General features: G+C 36.1%; 16 protein-coding genes. 5 read left to right on the top strand and 11 right to left on the bottom strand.

Annotated features, from left to right (window positions below; genetic code table 11):
• Window positions 1-96: 96 nt before the first annotated feature.
• The 4 genes from HF964_RS03660 (at window position 97) to HF964_RS03645 (ending at window position 5,038) form a co-directional block, all read left to right on the top strand.
• Window positions 97-924, top strand: coding sequence for a lipoate--protein ligase family protein (locus HF964_RS03660; protein WP_168721706.1), 828 nt, complete (start codon window positions 97-99; stop codon window positions 922-924).
• Entirely contained in the window at window positions 909-2,276 is a 1,368-nt protein-coding gene (locus tag HF964_RS03655; protein WP_168721705.1) for an HD domain-containing protein, read from the top strand. Before HF964_RS03660 ends, HF964_RS03655 begins: the two co-directional genes overlap by 16 nt.
• 14 nt (window positions 2,277-2,290) lie before the next feature.
• Complete coding sequence (yidA, locus tag HF964_RS03650) at window positions 2,291-3,094, top strand: sugar-phosphatase (RefSeq protein WP_168721704.1); 804 nt, start codon at window positions 2,291-2,293, stop codon at window positions 3,092-3,094.
• Between the two features lie 270 nt (window positions 3,095-3,364).
• Window positions 3,365-5,038, top strand: a complete 1,674-nt coding sequence (locus HF964_RS03645; RefSeq protein ID WP_168721703.1) for a glycosyltransferase family protein — start codon at window positions 3,365-3,367, stop codon at window positions 5,036-5,038.
• 186 nt (window positions 5,039-5,224) lie between these two features.
• Here HF964_RS03645 and HF964_RS03640 read toward each other — a convergent pair whose 3' ends face one another.
• Together HF964_RS03640 and HF964_RS03635 are read right to left on the bottom strand one after the other, a co-directional pair.
• Complete coding sequence (locus HF964_RS03640; protein ID WP_168721702.1) at window positions 5,225-6,388, bottom strand: AI-2E family transporter; 1,164 nt, start codon at window positions 6,386-6,388, stop codon at window positions 5,225-5,227.
• A 257-nt stretch (window positions 6,389-6,645) separates the two neighbouring features.
• Window positions 6,646-9,210, bottom strand: a complete 2,565-nt coding sequence (locus HF964_RS03635; RefSeq protein WP_168721701.1) for a YhgE/Pip domain-containing protein — start codon at window positions 9,208-9,210, stop codon at window positions 6,646-6,648.
• Between the two features lie 142 nt (window positions 9,211-9,352).
• Between HF964_RS03635 and HF964_RS03630 the strand changes: the two genes are divergently transcribed.
• Window positions 9,353-9,970 (top strand): TetR/AcrR family transcriptional regulator, encoded by a 618-nt coding sequence (locus HF964_RS03630; RefSeq protein ID WP_168721700.1) that lies wholly within the window; start codon window positions 9,353-9,355, stop codon window positions 9,968-9,970.
• 244 nt (window positions 9,971-10,214) lie between these two features.
• On the opposite strand, the gene HF964_RS03625 is transcribed toward HF964_RS03630, so the two are convergent.
• The 9 genes from HF964_RS03625 to HF964_RS03585 all read right to left on the bottom strand — a co-directional run bounded on the left by HF964_RS03625 (window position 10,215) and on the right by HF964_RS03585 (window position 19,055).
• Window positions 10,215-11,066 (bottom strand): metallophosphoesterase family protein, encoded by an 852-nt coding sequence (locus tag HF964_RS03625; protein ID WP_168721699.1) that lies wholly within the window; start codon window positions 11,064-11,066, stop codon window positions 10,215-10,217.
• 17 nt (window positions 11,067-11,083) lie between these two features.
• Entirely contained in the window at window positions 11,084-11,953 is an 870-nt protein-coding gene (gene hisJ / locus HF964_RS03620; protein WP_168721698.1) for a histidinol-phosphatase HisJ, read from the bottom strand.
• 3 nt (window positions 11,954-11,956) lie between these two features.
• A complete protein-coding gene (locus tag HF964_RS03615) occupies window positions 11,957-12,979 on the bottom strand; it encodes an ABC transporter ATP-binding protein (RefSeq protein WP_168721697.1) in 1,023 nt (340 codons plus the stop codon).
• 9 nt (window positions 12,980-12,988) lie between these two features.
• On the bottom strand, window positions 12,989-13,786 hold the full coding sequence (locus HF964_RS03610; protein WP_168721696.1) for an ABC transporter permease: 798 nt from the start codon (window positions 13,784-13,786) through the stop codon (window positions 12,989-12,991).
• A gap of 1 nt (window position 13,787) precedes the next feature.
• Entirely contained in the window at window positions 13,788-14,609 is an 822-nt protein-coding gene (locus HF964_RS03605) for an ABC transporter permease (protein WP_168721695.1), read from the bottom strand.
• 17 nt (window positions 14,610-14,626) lie between these two features.
• Window positions 14,627-15,718, bottom strand: coding sequence for an ABC transporter substrate-binding protein (locus HF964_RS03600; protein WP_168721694.1), 1,092 nt, complete (start codon window positions 15,716-15,718; stop codon window positions 14,627-14,629).
• 382 nt (window positions 15,719-16,100) lie between these two features.
• The gene (locus tag HF964_RS03595; RefSeq protein WP_168721693.1) at window positions 16,101-16,802 is read right to left on the bottom strand and encodes an NAD-dependent protein deacylase; all 702 of its coding nucleotides are present in this window, start codon (window positions 16,800-16,802) and stop codon (window positions 16,101-16,103) included.
• Window positions 16,803-16,821: 19 nt separating this feature from the next.
• Window positions 16,822-17,817, bottom strand: coding sequence for an IpaB/EvcA family protein (locus HF964_RS03590; RefSeq protein ID WP_168721692.1), 996 nt, complete (start codon window positions 17,815-17,817; stop codon window positions 16,822-16,824).
• Window positions 17,817-19,055: a hydroxymethylglutaryl-CoA reductase, degradative gene (locus HF964_RS03585; protein ID WP_168721691.1), complete on the bottom strand. Its 1,239-nt coding sequence runs from the start codon at window positions 19,053-19,055 to the stop codon at window positions 17,817-17,819. The genes HF964_RS03590 and HF964_RS03585 overlap by 1 nt, the downstream gene beginning before the upstream one ends.
• Window positions 19,056-19,158: the final 103 nt, after the last annotated feature.

The raw sequence follows: 19,158 nt of genomic DNA, 5'->3' as shown, positions 1-19,158 counted from the left end.
CTAATGTCTATTTTATTATATACGAAATATTCGTTATAATGTACTTTAGAGAAACTAATATTTCACTAATAAATCGAAAGCCGTTGGAGGTCCCAAATGCAAGTTCCTTTCTCAGCTATTACATATTTAAAAAACAACTTCACTACCGAGGTACCTTTTATGAGTAGTGTTTATAATCATTGTTTATACTCACATGTCGATGCTGATAATGCCATCTTGCACATCTGGACAACTCCTAAACAAGTCGCTTTAGGCCCCCGAGATAAACAATTGCCCGATTCCCCAGCTGCCATCGCTTGGCTAGCTGCCAATGATTATACCATGTATAACCGCAATGCCGGTGGATTAGCTGTGATTGGTGATAGTGATATCTTAAATGCAAGCTTAATTTTCCAGCAACCAGATAAACCACTGTCGATTGATGCTGCCTATCAGCTAGTTGTGACCTTGTTACAAAAAGCATTGCCAACTTTAACCTTAACGACTGGTGAGGTAGCCACCTCATATTGTCCTGGGGCATATGACATTAGCGTTAATGGGCAAAAAATTGCTGGGTTGGCCCAACACCGTTATCAAAATAAAATCGCAATCTCATTTTATTTGAGCATTGCTGGGAATCAAGCCACGCGCTGTGCAATCATTAAACAGATGTATTTAATCGGTCTTAACAGTGATATTATCACTCCACCATACCCTAATGTTAATGCCAATTCGATGACTACATTAGCCGCTTTAGATACTAATTATTCAATGGAACAGGTTATTAATAATTTAACTATCAACTGGTTACCTATGTTGCCATTTAATCGTAGCTTAATTAGTACTACTACACTTAACCATCAGATTGAACGGCTGCAACTTCGTCAATCACCATTAATTACTGCACTTAATATTAGAAAGGCTACCAAATGGAGCAATATTTAACTCAAAAATTACGAAAAGAAACTGTTTTACGTGATCCCATTCACACCTATGTATATGTTCATCATCAAATCATTTTAGATTTGATTAACACAGCCGAGTTTCAGCGTTTACGTCGAATTAAACAGTTAGGCATTGCTAGTTTGGTTTTTCCAGGTGCTGAACATTCACGGTTTACACATTCACTTGGAGTTTATGAAATTGCTCGCCAAATCACTAATTACCTTGCACAAACTTATCCTAGTCAAATTGCCGGTGATGGATTATGGGATGGCAATGAGCAAATGATCACTTTAATTGCGGCTCTTTTACATGACCTCGGCCATGGGCCCTATTCGCATACATTTGAGCACATTTTCAAGACTGACCATGAACGTTATACCCAAATGATCATTACGACACCAGGAACGGGTATTAACACCGTTTTAAGACGAGTTTCACCTAATTTCCCACGTCAAGTGGCTGCTGTAATTAATAAAACCTATCCAAATCCACAGGTTGTTCAAATTATTTCTAGCCAAATTGATGCTGATCGAATGGATTATTTATTACGCGATGCCTATTTTACTGGTGCTAGTTATGGTTCCTTTGATCTTTCTCGTATCATGCGCTTAATCAAGCCTTACAAGAATGGAATTGCTTTTTCAATTACGGGGATGCATGCAATTGAAGATTATGTTGTTAGTCGCTATCAAATGTACCAGCAAGTTTATTTTCATCCTGTTAGTCGGGCGATGGAAGTTATCTTAACGAGTTTACTTCATCGAGCAAAGGACCTTTATACCAAATCCTTAACCGATAAAGCAGTTGATAGTTCCTTTATTCCAGCAACTTTATTACCATTTTTTAGTGGTCAAAGTACCCTTAATGACTACTTAATGCTTGATGATGGTACGTTAATGACATATTTTAATGCTTGGCAATATGTCGATGATCCAATTTTAAGTGATTTAGCCAGCCGTTTTTTGAATCGTAAACCATTAAAATCAGTCCTTTTAACATCGGAATCAAATAAATATATTCCTATCGTTAAGGACTTAATTCAAACATCTGGTTTCAATACTAATTACTATACTGCCGAAAATGATAGCTTTGATATGGCCTATGCAATATATCAACCAAATGCCAAGAAACCATATACGCAAATCGAGTTAATTAATCCCGATGGAACCACAGTAGAACTATCAAGTCTAAGCCATTTAATCCAAGTATTAGCTGATAAACAAGCTGGTGATCGCCGCTTTTTCTTCCCAAAAGAAATGTTATCTAACCCTGCTGATGATTTATTTAGTGGGATATACGTTGACTTTCAACAATACTTAAATAATAATTACCTTAAAGCACCAAAACTTTAAATTAGGAGATTTTTATGAGCATTAAATTAGTTGCAATTGATATTGACGGAACCCTTTTAAATGAGAAAAATGAATTAACTCAACGAACAATTGATGCAATTCAAGCAGCCACAGCAAAGGGTGTCAAAGTAGTGTTAACAACCGGTCGTCCCTTAACTGGTGTAACACCTTACTTAAAAGCCCTTGGCTTAGCTGGGGATGATCAATATGTCATCACTTTTAATGGTGCATTAGCCCAAACAGTGAGTGGTAAAGTATTAACTAAGGAAACAATTAGTTATACTGATTACCGTGATATTGAAGCATTAAGTAATGAATTAGATGTTAAATTCCACGTTGAAGATGAAGAATTAATTTACACTGCTCACCAATTAATTCCTAAGTATTCTATTGCGGAGTCATTTTTAGTTCTCATGCAAATTAAATACATGCCTGTTGCTGATATGATTGAAAAAGATTATTCAAAAGCTATGATGATTGACGAAAAAGAAGTTATTGATCGTGTTCAAAATGCTGTGCCAGCTGAATTCCATGATCGTTTTTATATCGTTCGTTCAACCCCATTCTTCTTAGAATTTATGAATAAGAACGCTTCTAAAGGTAATGCTTTGGCTGCCTTGAGTGAAAAACTTGGTATTAAACAAGAGGAAGTAATGTCTTTAGGTGATCAAGGGAATGATATGACCATGATTAAGTGGGCTGGTTTAGGTGTTGCAATGGGTAATGCCATTGATGATATCAAAGCCGCTGCTAATGAAATTACTGCACCTAACTCTGAGGATGGAGTTGCACAAGCAATTGAAAAGTACGTTTTATAGAGTGCAAGCACAACCGATAAATATCGAGTACTAACAAAAAATAATAAAATACCTCCCCAAGAATTTTTCTTCAGGGAGGTATTTTATTGTATTTTTCAATATTGCTATTGCTCGCCTTCAATTATGACTCCACCTGATTGCTTTTCTCAAATTAAATTTAAATTCATACAACTAATTTTGCTAAAAAATCAGTTTAACCAAAATAATTGAGGCACACCAATTAATAATTATGATATATTTATTAGATATATGAAAGGAGAACTATTTTGCGTGATTAATATCTTTAATTTTCAAGTATTCAAAAATAGATATCACTTAACAAATTTTTTGATACTCTTATGTCTTGCACTCATAGCATCGTATGTCCCATTTTTAGGCCATTTTGTTAATATTTCGCACGATGGAGTTTACCATTTAGCACGATTTCAACAAATAACAGAGGCTTTTAAGGCGGGGGAAATCCCTCAAGTCCTAAATTTTAAATACGTATCGCCGTCTTCTTATAGCGGTGTCGCCATTAATTCATTCTATCCATGGATAACTGGTTTAATATTTATTATTCCAAATCTTATTTTTCATAATCCATTGTGGGCCATAGCGTGTGGTTATGTTATTTTAAACTTCATAACCCTTTTATCAATACACCAACTACTAACCTATCTTAAGGTAAATGGCTTAGCTTTGTACACTGGAATTATCATCTATGAGTTTAACAATTTCCATATGTTAGATTTATATTCTCGCATGGCAATTGGTGAAGTGATAGCTTATGCATTTTTTCCTTTAGTCATTCTAGGTTTACTGATGATTGAGCACCATAACAAATATGTTTATTTATTCTTAGGCTTAAGTTTAGGATTAATTATTAACACCCATATTCTTAGTTTTATAATTGCACTTATCTTGGTTGTAATCTATGGACTAATTATTATATTTAAACGTACAGATTTTAAATATAAATTTATACAACTTATCAAAGCTGGGATTACTAGCTTTATTTTAGGTTTTTACGTTATTTATAACATCATTTTTATATCTATGAATAACGGATTTTTGTCGCCACCTAAATATATAACTCCATTAAATCCAGACAATACTTTACAAGCAATATTAAGTAACAGTTTAGCTGAACAACAAAGTGCTGCTTGGAACTTAGGAGCACCGGTAACTATTCTACTACTATCTCTTTTTATACTAAGTTTATTTAAAAGTGCTACTGCTTGGAAAAGATGGATTATTGCATCAGCCATATTATTTTTTATTATTTTCTCATGGTTACCGTACAATCTTATTGCTACTAGTCCGATTGGATTGATTCAATTTACCGCACGTCTTTTGGCAATAGTAGTCCTATTAATGGCAATTGGTTCTAGTTTATTTATTCAAAAGGGCTACCTGCGTTGGAGCTCTATTACCATCATTAATATCTTTATTATTGCTGTTTCACTAACGGCTACCTACAATTTTCATTATAACTATTTGTACCAAAATACTGGTGGTCACGTAAAATTAAGTTCAAGTAATTACTATCAAACACTTGAAACCACACATACTTTTACAGATTATCTGCCAACAAAGAATAAACAAAGTAAGATAGTTGCCTTAAATGGCGTTGATTTTAACAAAGCCACAATTGTTTCAAAGACGACAACAATCGACTCTGTTTCCTTTAAGATTAATTCAAAATCAAACCAAACTATTACTTTACCTGTTGCCTTATATAAAGATTTGCATTATGTAATTTATACTAACGGAAATAAAATGAGCGTTTCAAAGTCAAATATTGCAGCAGTAAAAGTTAAAACAGGTACTAATAAGATTGTCGTTAAATCAATTGGTAACTATCACCTATTTGCTCTTATAATCTCATTATTTAGTCTGATTGGATTACTACTTTATATCTTTTGGAGTTATATTAAAAATTATAATGAAATAATGCTATAAAAATTTGATTGATCAAAGTTTCGGATTAGTTTTTTAATACTATCTAAGTACTACTAAAGCTTGATATTTTCTTTTAATCAATATAAAAAAGGCTACTAATGAAATATTAAATTTCATTAGTAGCCTTTTATTTATAGTCAATAAAAGTTATATCACAATCTCTTTAGTAACTTTCTCGATACTGCTCTATTTACGACTACGCGGTTGCAATACTTCAACTTCAATATCTTTAAAATCATTTGGTGATGCATGATTATTTTGCACTAGCCATAGATGCCAACCAAATTCAACAATTGTCCGCACAATTGCATAAAATGGAATTGCTAAAATCATCCCCGGAATGCCGGCAATATTTCCTGCCGCCAATAAAATAATAATAATGGTTAATGGATGAATTTTAAGTGTTTTCCCGATTATATTAGGGTAAATAACATTTCCATCGACTTGTTGGACAATAATTACAATCACAATTACCCAGATAATTTGCCAAGTCCCCATCGTAAGTGCAACTAATAACGATGGAAAAATCCCTAAATACGGACCAACATATGGAATAATATTGGCAATTCCAGCAACAATCCCCAATAATAAGGCATATGGTTGGCCAATTATAAAGTATCCAATAGTTGTAAAGACTGCCACAAATAGACACTCAATAACTTGCCCATCAATATATTGCGAAATTGTCTTTGACATTTTTTTCAACAAGTCTTCAATTGCATCTGCTTTACTTGGTTGAAAAAATTTCTTGATACTTGGTAAAAATTTATGACCATCGTTTAACATATAAAAAACCATCACAGGGACTGTAATCGCGGTAATTGTAATACTCGTTACCATTGAAACAATGGTACCAATCCCATTAGCAGTCCCTAATAAGAAGCCTTTAGTATACTTACTAACTTGGCCTTCTAATGATTTGGTACTTACATTTAAATCTAAGTGTTTAATCCAGCGTGAATGCGAAAAATCATTAACTTGATCTTGTAACGCATTCGTAAATGCAGGAATATTAGCTAATAATTTAGATACCTGACTAATTAATTGCGGAATCACTAACATCAGTATTCCAGTAATTAGTAGCAATACCGCTAACATAACTATTAAAACTGCTACAGTATGCGGTAATTTATGTTGCTTGAAATGGATTTTTTCAACTAACTCAACAATTGGATTAAGTACATAAAAACAAAAACCTGATAGAATTAGTGGCACAAAAATTGTGCTTATAAATATTCCCAGTGGTTCAAATAAAAATGAAATGCGGGTACACATAAAAACAATTAGCACTAATACCAATAATTCAAGCGACCAAAATAACAGCTTAGAATTACGTAATTTATCAAACATAGCTTTCCCCTTATAAATATCTTACTACTAGATTATCAGAGATGCTCAGTATATACCAGTGAACTACTCATCGATAAATAACTTTTTGCTAGTAGTAATTTACTACTAGCAACGTACTTCAACCAGCAGATAGTTTTGTAAAATATAAAAAAAGACCGAATTTATTTTTATAAATTCAGTCTTTTTTGTTATCCAGGCGTCTTTGCTCGCACACCTTAATTTAATATACTGCTCACTATTATAATAAATATTATTTATTATGCTTTAGCAGCATCTTTTTCTTTTTTAATTTCTTGTTCTGCCCAATTACCAGCTAAGTTTTTCTTTTGTAAGTGATTCATGCCAAGCCATAATAAACCTAAGCTGACAATCATTACGCTAATAAGGAAGACTGATGATTGAACAATTTGAATACCGCCAAGACCACTTGTTAAGGATTCACGTAAACCTAAAACAGAATAAGTCATTGGTAGTAATGGACTAACAAATTTGTAAAACTCACTTTGAACTTGAACTGGGAATGTTCCACCAGCCCCACCAAGTTGAATCATTAATAGCACCATTGCTAAGAAACGACCTGGATTATCAAATGTCATCGCAAGGAACATAACTAAGTACATTGCCGCTAATGCAAAGAGACAAGCCATAAAGAATGTTTCAAATAAATGATCAGGGTGAATACCACCAACATACATTAAGGCTACTTCAATCACTCCCATTGCAATCGCTACTATACCACCAATAGTAATCTTACTTGCAAACCAACCAGTTGTAGTACCACCAAGTTCATAACGACGTCGAATTGGGTAAATAAAGTTAAATACCAATGCTCCAACGTATAAAGCTAATGAAAGAACATATGGTGCTAATGCATGACCATAATTAGGCACATAACTGTAACGTTTGTGGTCTAATTGCGTTGGTGTAGCAAACATTTTGGCTGTTTTATTAGTGAAGGTTACATTATTGATTTGCTTAGCACCATCTTTTAATGCCAATGTTAATTTACCAGAACCGTCTGATAATTGGTTAGCTCCTGCAAGTAACTTACCAGAATTGGCAGTCAATTGGTTAGCTCCATTGGCTAATTGATTCACTCCATTGGCCAATGTTGGTACTTTACTATTCAATTGACCAAGGCCACCATTTAATTGGTTAGCTCCACCAGCTAATTGGTTCACTCCATTAGCCAACGCTGGTACTTTGCTATTCAATTGACCAAGGCCACCATTTAATTGGTTAGCACCATTGGCTAATTGGTTCACTCCACCAGCTAAGGCTGGAATTTTACCATTTAATTGGTTCGTACCTGCTAATAATTGTTGACTACCAGGTGCTAATTTAGCAACACCATTTTTAGCTTCTGCAAGGCCTGCATTTAACTCACTTGCCCCATTGTTTAATTTAGTTAAGCCACCATTAACTTGGGTCAATAAGCTAGCTTGACCGGTGCCTACTTGATTAATTCCAGCACCTAATTTATCGATTCCATTTTTTAAAGCACCTAATTGTGTTGGCAATGTATCAAGCGTTGGTTTTATAATCGCCATGTCTTCCTGAACTTTTGCATTCATTTTCGCAAATTCAGGCTGCAATGCTTGCATTAAAGCTTTAGTTTGCTCATCAGAAATACCAACTGCTTTAGCTGCACTTTGGATGGCAGCTGCTAACCCGTTAACTGCTGTAATTTGTTTTTGTAAATCAGCAATTGCACCTTGTTGTGCATCAGTTAAAGTTGCTCCTGCAAGACCAGCTTGTAATTGCTTAACGCCAGCTTGTAGTCCAGCAATTCCATCAGTAAGGGTTGGGGCTTTAGGATTATTTGATGATACTTGTTGTGCTTTAATTGCATTTTGAAGTTGTGCTAATCCTTGTTGTAATCGTGCACTACCGTTATATGCTTCTGGTAAACGATTATTCAACTGACTTAAACCACCTGCTAATTGACTAGCACCTGAGTTTAACTTACCAACGCCAACTTGAAGTGGTTCAACATTTTGTTGTAATTGACCTAAGCCATTAACTAATTGACCAGAACCATTTGCTAATTGACCAACACCCGCTTGAAGCGGCCCAACGTTTTGTTGTAATTGGCCTAAACCATTAGCAAGTTGACCAGCACCACCAGCAAGCTGATTAACACCACTTGATAATGGGCCAACCCCTTGTTGTAATTGGTTGACACCAGAACCAATTTGGCCAACACCACCAGTATATGTTTTCAGTCCGTTATTTAATTGATTAGCACCATCAGCTAACTTACCTGAACCGTCAGCAGCCTTTTGGAAGCCTGCACCGGCTTTTTCGACTTGTGCAAACATTGCCTTAGCATATGCCTCAGTAATGGCACTCTTAATTTTGTCGTTAACTGCTTTGGCACCTTGTTCAGAGATGACGCTTCCAATATAGTTCAATGAATCATTAGTTTCATAAGTTAGATTCATCTTCTTAGGATTTTTGTCCAATAACGTCGTGGCGTTTTTAGAAAAATCCTCAGGAATAGTAATAATAGAATAGTACTTTTTATCCTTTATTCCTTCTGCTGCCTGTTTTTCAGAAACAAATTCCCATTTAAGGTTTTTGTTATGTTTTAGCTGATCAACTAATTGTTGTCCAGCTGAAATTTCTTGTCCATTAAACTTTGCAGTTCGGTCCTCATTTACGACCGCGACTGGCAAGTTTCCTGTACTGCCATATGGATCCCACACTGAACGTAGGAAGAAAATACAGTACAAAAATGGAATAAACGAAATTGCCATCAAAGAAATCATTAACACACGATTACTCTTAATCGCGGCAAATTCACTCTTAATCATCTTCATCTCAATGCCATCCTTTATTTAATCTATGCAATAGTTTATAATAAATCATAAATGAACGCAATATACAATATTTAACATAATGTACAATAGTTATTAAAACTAACTTTATCTTGTGTTTCAATACTTGAAAGGATACAATGCTATGCGACAAAACCAACGAGTACTTCAAACCAAACAAAAACTAAAAGATGCCTTCATTACTTTATGCGAGCAAGAAGGTATCACCAATGTTACTATTAGTAATTTAGTTAAAGAAGCTAATCTTAGTCGTGGAACCTTCTATGTCAACTATAAAGATATCAATGCACTTCTAGAAGAGCTCCAAGCTGAATTATTTGCTAATATTTTAAGTGAATTCCAAACAAAAATCAGCGATAACTCAATATATAACGAAATATTTGTTCAAAACAGTTCTAATGACAATGTCTATCTATCATTTTCAAACGTTCTAAATTATATTTACAATAACATTCGTATGATTCGTGTCCTTGTCCTTAACGCTGAAAACCATGAAATTTTAACTAAGATAAAAAGTTTGATTGAAAAGTATTTCATTGAAAGTGTCCGTAATAACAATGGTCATATGACTGATGAGCTACCTGAAGATTATGCTCGGCAGCTATTAGTTGATTGCCTTTTTAGTATTGTTATTCACTGGATTAGAAAGCGTGAACCTGAATCACCAGAAGAAGTAGCACGTATTATTGCTGCTAGTCGACGCCTTGCACCACAAAATTTAGTAGTTAATACTACTGCCTAATATTTAACAAATACCTTAACTATGTCCATTATACTTAACTTTACATGAATCTGATAATAAAATGACCTTTAAGGCTATGCTGCATCTAATTTTTAATGGTAATTTACAGCTTAAACGGGTTTCAAAAGGCTGATATATACAAAATATACACAAAAATCCCAGGAAAAATAAATTTTTTCTTGGGATTTTTTACTAGTATTTATCAATATTGGCTGACTTTACACGTATTTGCCGTTTTTACATTTTAAAAATTGATAATTTGCGTTTCGTAATGATCCGCATAAAGCTCAATTTTACGGATACCACGATCCAATTCTCCATAGGTATTATACCCAGCTACATTACCATAGCTAAGTTCGATACCATCAAGAGTACTCCGATAATTATTTTCATGATCATGTCCAACAAACATTGCTTTAATATTTTGTTGTTTCATTAATGCATAGAAGAGACCTGAACTATACCAACCAGAACAAATCTTTTCACCCTTTATACCTTCAAGAATGTTGGTTTCAGCCAAGTAGTATTCAAACAATGGAATGTGCATAAACGCCAAATCAGTCGCATTAGCATCGCGTTCAATTGCACAATCATTAAACCATTCCACTTGTGCGGGTTCTAAGGTCGCGTAGCCTTCTTTAACGGCGGAATTAAAGTAATCACCAGAATCCCAAACAAAAATCCGGTTACGAACTTGATCATCTTGGTAAACATCAAGCGTGTAATTTTCACGATCGTTAATCACGAATGCATTTTCCTTAGTGGCTGGATTAGCCAACATATTTTCGTAGTTACGCAAATCAGCGCGACTGAAGTTACCTTCTGTATCGTGGTTACCATACGTTAAGGCAACTGGGACCCCGCTACGGTTTAATACTTTAAATAATTCCGCTAATGATTCTTGGGGGGATTCATTGATTTTACCCCAGATTAAATCTCCAGTAACCATAATCAAATCAAAATCATTAGCAGTTAATACTTGTTCAATCCCAGCTAAAGTTCGTTCGTCTTCTTCCTTTAATGGAAATGTTCCTAAGTGAATATCAGTAATTTGACAAATCTTAAAAGCAGCATCTGCCGGTACAGTTAACTTCATGTTTCGTTCCTCAACTATTATAAATACATTTCTTGATCGAGATAGACATTGTAACCTTGATCAACAGCAGCTACAGCGTGGGCATCAGCCCCATAAACCATTGGAATGCCTAACGCAAGTGCTTCGCAAATAATGTCAAAAGTTGGGGATGGCTCGGTTTGTGTTGCACGTGGAATCCCCGACATATTGCAATCTAACATCACGCCTTGGGCTTTAACTAGTTGCAAGATTTCAGTTACTAAGGCACTCGTTTGGGCATCACACCATGTTGTTTCATTTGGAAATTCATTACGCCATTTACGATACAACGTAATGTGGCCAATCCGCCCTGGCTTATTCTCAACTTGCCATTCAATCGCTTCCTTAATCGTTTTCAAGTAAGCATTAGCAACTTCAAGGGGACTACCATATTCCGCTAAGACCCCGTCAACAAAGTCTTCAGCACTGTCATCAACAGCGCGTAAACCATCTTTAGTTGGTAAGAAGTGCACTGATAAAATCGCATCATCGATTTGATCAGCATATTGAGTAAGCGCGGCTGCCGTATATTCGCGACCAAGCTTCAAGTAATCAAACTCAAAACCCGTTAAAATCGTAATTTGATCAGCATACTTAGCCTTCAAAGCGGCTAATTCAGCAAAATATGCAGGTAAGTCTTCCGGCTTCATACATGCCGTTGTGATGGCGTGTTCCGCGCCTGTTACATTAGCATAAAATTCTGGGGCCATCGGAAAATGTTCCGTCACTGTATACGTCTTAAAGCCTGCTTCAATCGCTTTTTGAATAAACAGCTCCACATTCTCACTAGACCCATGTGGACAAAATTCAGTATGTGTATGACCGTTCCAAGTCCGGCGATCAATTTGTAAAAGACGTTCTAAATCCATGCTTTAACCAACTTTCTTGATTTCTGCAACTTTGAGATAGACTTTGATATGATCATTAATCGTAAAGTTAATGTTTTGGTTCATGCATTCCGCTTTAACAATGTGTCCAGTCGCCGTCTTCAAACTGTATTCAACGCGGTTACCTAAGACGGCCAGCTCAACAACTTGTCCTTCAATTGCTGCATAACCGTTTAAATTAGCTGGCATCACGTGTTCCAAAAGTTCTGGGCGAATAATATATTGGCCGTCTGTTTGATTAGCAACTAAACCAAGCTTACTTAAATCAGTGGCCGTTAAAACATTATGGTTACCGATAAAGTCCGCTACAAACATTGTTTTGGGATTAGCGTAAATATCCATTGCTGAACCTTGTTGTTCTAATTCACCTGCACTCATGATTAAAACATCATCGGAAATCGCCATTGCTTCCGTTTGGTCGTGCGTCACAAAGATCATCGTAATCCCAAGTTCTTGTTGGTAACGTTTAATCTGATTACGTAATTCAACTCGCGTCTTAGCATCAAGGGCACTTAAAGGTTCGTCCAACAATAATAATTTCGGTTCTAAAACCATTGACCGAGCAATTGCCACTCGTTGACGTTGACCACCTGATAAATTAGCAGGATAGTAATCACGACGTTGCGTTAAACCAATCACAGCTAACATATCCGTAACAGCTTTTTCAATTTCAGCCTTTGACTTCTTTTGCACCCGCAAACCATAAGCGATATTATCAAACACCGTTAAGTTAGGGAACAAAGCATACGATTGGAAAATCATGCCAATATTTCGTTGGTTAGGTTGTAAGTTCGCAATATCTTGGCCATCGAGCATAATTTGACCCGCAAACGTTTGGTTCAAACCCGCGATTGCCCGCAATACGGTCGTCTTACCACTCCCACTAGGTCCTAAAAACGATGTTAAAGTCCCTTTCTTAATATTAAAACTCAAATCCTTAATCACCGTGTTGCCATTAAAGCTAATATTCAAATGACTGACACTTAAAAAGTTGTCCGTGTTAACCATAACTTGTTATTACTCCTTTACAGACCGTTTTTGACTTGAAACGATCTTAATTAAGATAAATGCAATGATACCAAGGAAAATGAAGAAAATAATTGTTAGCACACTCGCTGCGTTTCCGTTGGTGTTCATTAAGCGATACATGTAAATCTTCAATGTTTCGTATTGACCCGTTAAGAAAATGTTGGTAATGACGTACTCCGTAAAGGCTGTTGTAAATGTTAATAATAAACCAACCATTAAACCCGCCCGAATATTTGGCAAGACCACTCGTACAAAAGCACCCAGCTTACTATCACCGAGTAATTGGGCTTGTTCAAACATCCCCTGGAAGTCATCCCCCATAAAGGCGTTGTTCAAACTTTGATAGAAGGCTGGTAAACAAATTGCGGAAATTGTCAAAATCAAAATTAATAATTTAGGTACTGGTAAACTACCATACAATTGCACTAACCCAGTTACCAAGACAATGCCCGGAATTGAATACGGCAAAATTGAAAGGTAGCGTAACTTTTCTTTTAATTTGGGATTGTAAACGTTGGCATAAAAAATCACCGGCAAGAAGACCAACATCGTGATCAAGACAACCGCCACTGCCAAAATTAATGAGCGTAAGGTTGATGGAATAAAATCCGGATCCGCCGTTAACACGCCATACCACTTAAACGTCAATCCACTTGGTAAAATTGTTTTAACCCAAACGGTTGAAATTGAATAGATAAATGTCGCCACAATAGGCCCAAGTAAGAATATCGCAATCAAAATAATAATTAATCGCGGTAGCCATTTATCGACACTGTGTGCTCTCATACTACTTCCTCTTTCTGTTGATGATTCGATTACCAACTAATACTAGGATTGCCATCACTGCTGCAAAGATTGTTGCTAAAGCACAGGCAAGTGGTACGTTGGCATTAAGTGAACCATCAATTAACGACCCAATTACGATTGGAATTGAAATAAAATTATTCCCGGTTAAGGCATACATTGTTTCGTATGTCCCCATCGCATTGGCAAATAAGATAATAAATGTCTCAATAATATTTGGTAGCAAGATTGGTAAAATAATAGTCTTAATAAAGAAAGAGCGGTTTGCGCCCAAGACTACTGCAGCTTCAAACCACTCTTTCTTGATTTCTTTCATCGGTGCATAGAGGAACAAAATTCCCAGTGGCACCTCAAAGAAGGTGTAGGCCAAAATTAAACCTTGTAGAGAATAAATACTGAAATTACCTAAAAACCCGATATGCAATGCATGTGCTAATGCTTTTGCAATTCCAGCATTCCCAAAAACAATAATCAATGAAAATGCTAAGGGAATCCCTGCAAAACTTGCTGCCAAGTTAAACAAAATAATTAAAATGTTTTGTGTCCGTTCAGCTAAACGCGTAATCGCCCAAGCTCCCAAGATAGAAATTACTAACCCAATTATTCCGGCAATTAATGAAATCCATAAACTATTGAAAATCGCCATTCGATAGTAGTTCTGTGTGAAAATGGTCGTGTAATTACTTAATGTAAAACCACCATCCATACCTTGAAAACCCGCAATCACCATGACGATAACTGGTAAAATCAACCCAATTAACATCACCAAGCTAAACGGAAAAAATAACTTGACCTTTGAACCCATGTTTTACGCTCCTAAGCTTACTTACCAAGTACTTCTGATTGCCACAATTGAGCTAACTTAAGCGTTGTTGCATTCCAAGCATCACCATCTTTTACGTGGTAAACATCTTTATAGTCACTCTCAGGTAATAATTGGGCAGCTACATCAGCTGGTAATTTAACGTCTGTTCGAATTGGACGGGCAAATCCTTTGGCCAAATTGATTTGACCAGCATCTGACAAGATATAATTGCGCGCTAATTTGGCAGCATTGGGATGGGCGGCATTTTTGTTGATAATTTCAGCATATCCACTCATTACTGATCCATCAGTAGGAATCGTAATCTTGTAACGACTGTTATCACCGATCAACTTACGGTAGTTAAGGGCGTTAAAGTCCCACACAATGGCCACTTGAGTTTCACCTTTTTGAAGGTTTTGCACCGTCAAGTTGTTAGTTGATAGGCGATGTTCTTTTTGTAATTTTTGGAAGAACTTAATACCAGGTTGAATGTCTTTTTCATTACCACCATTAGCAACTGCCGCCGCAAGGACTGCATATTGTGATTGGGCCGCTGAGGTTACATCCCCTAAATCAACGTTATATTTACCATCGGCCAGTTGCTTCCATGAAGTTGGTGCATCACTTGCCTTAACGTTTTTAGTATCCGTAATGAATGCAATTGTTCCTGTGTACCCTGCTGACCAATAACCCTTTGAGTCTTTCGCCCAAGTAGGAATTTGATCCCAGTATTTAGTTTTATATGCCATTAAAAGATTTTGTTTAACTGCAGTTGGTGCAACATTAATCCCAATATCACCTAAATCAGCTGCTTTGTCAGTTTTACCGGCTGATTTAAAGTTTTGTAATTCTTGTGCACTCGACATATCGGTATCTTGGTGTTTTAAATTGTATTTATCTTTCAAATCATTCCAAGTACCAATCCAGTTAGCCCAAGTATCTGGCATCCCCACTGAACGGATCATGCCTTCCTTTTTCGCATTTTTAGTAATATCATTCAAATTATCAGAAGTAGCTGAGTCGCTAGCCTTTGTTGAACAACCTGCTAATAAAGTACCTGTTAGAGCCAAACTTAAAACTAAAATTCCAGATTTCTTGCCAAATTGCATCAGAAAATCCCCTTTCATTCATTACCCTAACTATAACGAGATGCGCCTTTAATTTTAAGCAAGAGATTGTAAAAGTTTGTATCTTTTTGTTTGCCTATTTTTTACTTTAAAAGCCATTTTTTATTGGCTATTATTCTATAAAATATTGATTCTAATAAGGGTTATCCAATATTTTCAAGCTTTTAAACATCCTTTTTATTGTAATTTTTGTATCAATTATTTACCCAATGATTACGATGGGGGATTAAAATTAGTGCTGTTAAAGGATATACAAAAAACCTCCAAATTGACAAATGAAATAATACATTTGTTAATTTGGAGGCTACCATAGCAATCAAACACGTGCTCATGGCAAAAAAATCATACTGCTTATTACCACGAATTATTTTATTTTGAGCTCATTAAATACGTTTACTGCATCACCTAGCATTTGCTTAACAAAGTTGGGAGCGGGAATTCGTTCAAGATTAATTGCTACAACTTTCGCATTAGGCTGTGCATATTCCAACAAACCTGCAAAAGGATAAACAACAAAACTGGTCCCAACTATAACAATTAAATCAGCATCGTTAACCCATTGCATAGCTTCATCAACCCTAAATGGAATCTCACCATACAATGTAATGTTTGGCCGTAGTAATGCCCCATCTTCACGCAACATATTAGCCTGATATGCTTGATAGTCAACGTGTTGATTGTCAAGTGGTGCATAAATATCATAAATATTACCGTGAAATTCGATAACATTTTCTGGTATAGCCCCGGCTTTTAAGTGTAAGCCATCAACATTTTGGGTAATAATTTTAGCTTTATCTTGGTGTGTTAAAGCTGCCATCTTATCGTGAATAACATTCGGTTGGGCTTGTGGATAAAACATATTAGCCATTATAAACTGATACATTGCCGCTGGTTCATCACGTAAAGCATCCGTACTTAATAAATATTCCGGCCGAAGAGTTTGATTATGATATAACCCGTTTTTAGAACGATAATCAGGAATTCCTGAGGCTGTTGATACACCTGCTCCCGTCATAAACACAATGTGCTTTGCTTCATTAATCAGTGCTTGTAAATCAACTTCCATCAAATTCTCCTTCTATCTATTAGTCATTCTTAATTTCAGTGGTTTCTTCTTCACGTAATGTATATGGCATTGCAATACTATCAAATAATTCTTCAACTGTCATATCATAAAGTTGTTTAAACCATTCCGTTGAGCCGCCAGTAACCTCTTCTGGTACTGAAATTACAAATCCATTTTGGCGATCTAAACGATTCAAACCAACAAAAGCTCGTTCACCTGTCTTTTTATCGAGCATTTCGGAATGGAACACTTCAAAAATTTGGCGAACTTGCATCCCAGCTTGCCGTTTAGATAATACGCTTGTTAAGGTAGCATATTCTGTTGCATGTAATTCTGGCATATGCCACATTGCCATTTGTTCATCAAATGCCTTGAACAATTTAACGATTGCGCGGCGCATGCTAAATGGTGAATTAATTGGTTTTTTGGTAATCACAGCGTTAATATTTTTAGCTGCTTCGTACGCTATTGGATAATCTTTGCGGAAACGTGCCATGTACTTACGCTTATCATCTTCTTCACTGTAGAAAGCAAAGGCATCTAATAAGGTTAGTAAACGTAACGCCGCTTCATCATCATTTTTAGCACCTTCAACAGTTAGGGTTGCTGTTACACCAGCCGCATAGGCTTCAGCTACTTGAGTAGTCAATAAACCATGCTTACGTTGTTCTTGAACAATAATTTGATGTGCAACAACATCGTATAATCGGGTTGTTAAACTCATCATTTGTTCATTTAATTCTTGATCATCAAATTTCAAGTCAAACATAACCTGTGGAAAACCAGTTAGTGACATTAAAATATGCATTAATTCATGTGTTGCTGTGTAATCAGGTGCCGTTACATCATTTACCTGAATTAAAAGTCGGCTTCCCATCATATCCCGGCTGGCTTGATTATAAGTAATTTGGCCACTCTTTTGCGTACCTAACCGTACCATAATTTCACCTGGAAAAATATCATTAATTTGCTTTAAAAGCTGTTGTGTTGCCTGTCCTAAACGTGCATCTGTCATTATTTTTCTCTCATTTCTGTTAATAATTGCTGAGCTGTTTGCATATCTGCATGGGTAGCTTGCTGTAATTTATTTACTAACGTTGGCACTTCATCAATCGTAGCTCCAACAGCTAATGCCAATGATTTTAACTGAAGTTGCATATGGCCGGCTTGAATACCACTAGTCACTAAGGCCCTTAATGCCGATAAGTTCTGCGCCAAACCAACTGCTGCAATTATTGCTGCTAATTCATTAGCTGAATGGACTTGTAGTATTTTATGATTAGCTTTTACAAGTGGCACGATTCCAATTGATCCACCAACGACTCCAACAGGCAATGGTACTGTAATCTCACCATATAACGTTGTTTCATCGTGTGTCCATGTAACTAAATTTCGATACTGGCCTTCTCGACTTGCAAAGGCATGAATTCCTGCACTAATTGCGCGCCAATCATTACCACTAGCCATGACTACAGCATCAATACCATTCATTACACCTTTATTTTCTGTCGTAGCCCGATATGGGTCACGTTGGCTAAATTGATTAGCCAGTACAATTCGTTGTGCAATATCATTTGCATTAAATCCAGCCTTAGCTAATACTTTAAATGGTAGTGCTACTCTAGCAGTTACCAACGACTCAGTGGCTAAATTAGATAAAATAGCCATGACAATATTCCCAACATTTTGGCCTCTTAAATAATTAGCTACGGCTTCACTAATTGTATTAACAACATTTGCCCCCATGGCTGCTTGTGTATCAATATGCAAATCAACTGAAACAAAGCCATCTCCCAAATCACGCGTTGTAATACGCTTTAGCCCACCACCTCGTTGAAGCATTGAAGGATGAGCGGCATTACCAATACTAATTAATGTGGTTTGTTGCTGATTAACCAGTTCATGGACCGCTGTAAAATGTGCTTCGTTAATTAAAACTTGGCCCAACATTTCACGTGAAGTACTGGTCACTTTGACCCCACCACCCATATTAATCATTCGTGCTCCATTAGATGCCGCCGCTATTACAGATGGTTCTTCTGTTACCATGGGAACCTGATATTGTTGATTATTAACTACAATATTGGGTAATATCCCTTCTGGTAGGGTAAAGCTGGTAAGGTAATTTTCAACCATTTGCTCATTGATCGCTGAATAGTTGTTGATAAATAAATCTTTTTCACTAGCCTCAAGGTTTGCAGTTGTTTCAATTGCTGCCAAGCGTTGTTGCCAGTTCATCTGATGAAATTTCATATTATGCCTCTCTTTTGTCGATATATATTCTATCATGTTTATTAGCTTGTAAGCCACCGTAAAAGGTAGCTGTTGTAACTAGTTTTTTATTAGATAACTTGTT

This window comes from Periweissella fabalis, assembly GCF_012396505.1.
Taxonomy (GTDB): Bacteria; Bacillota; Bacilli; order Lactobacillales; family Lactobacillaceae; genus Periweissella; species Periweissella fabalis.
Note: the sequence above shows the minus strand (reverse complement) of the source record. Positions and strands in the feature narration are given on the sequence as shown.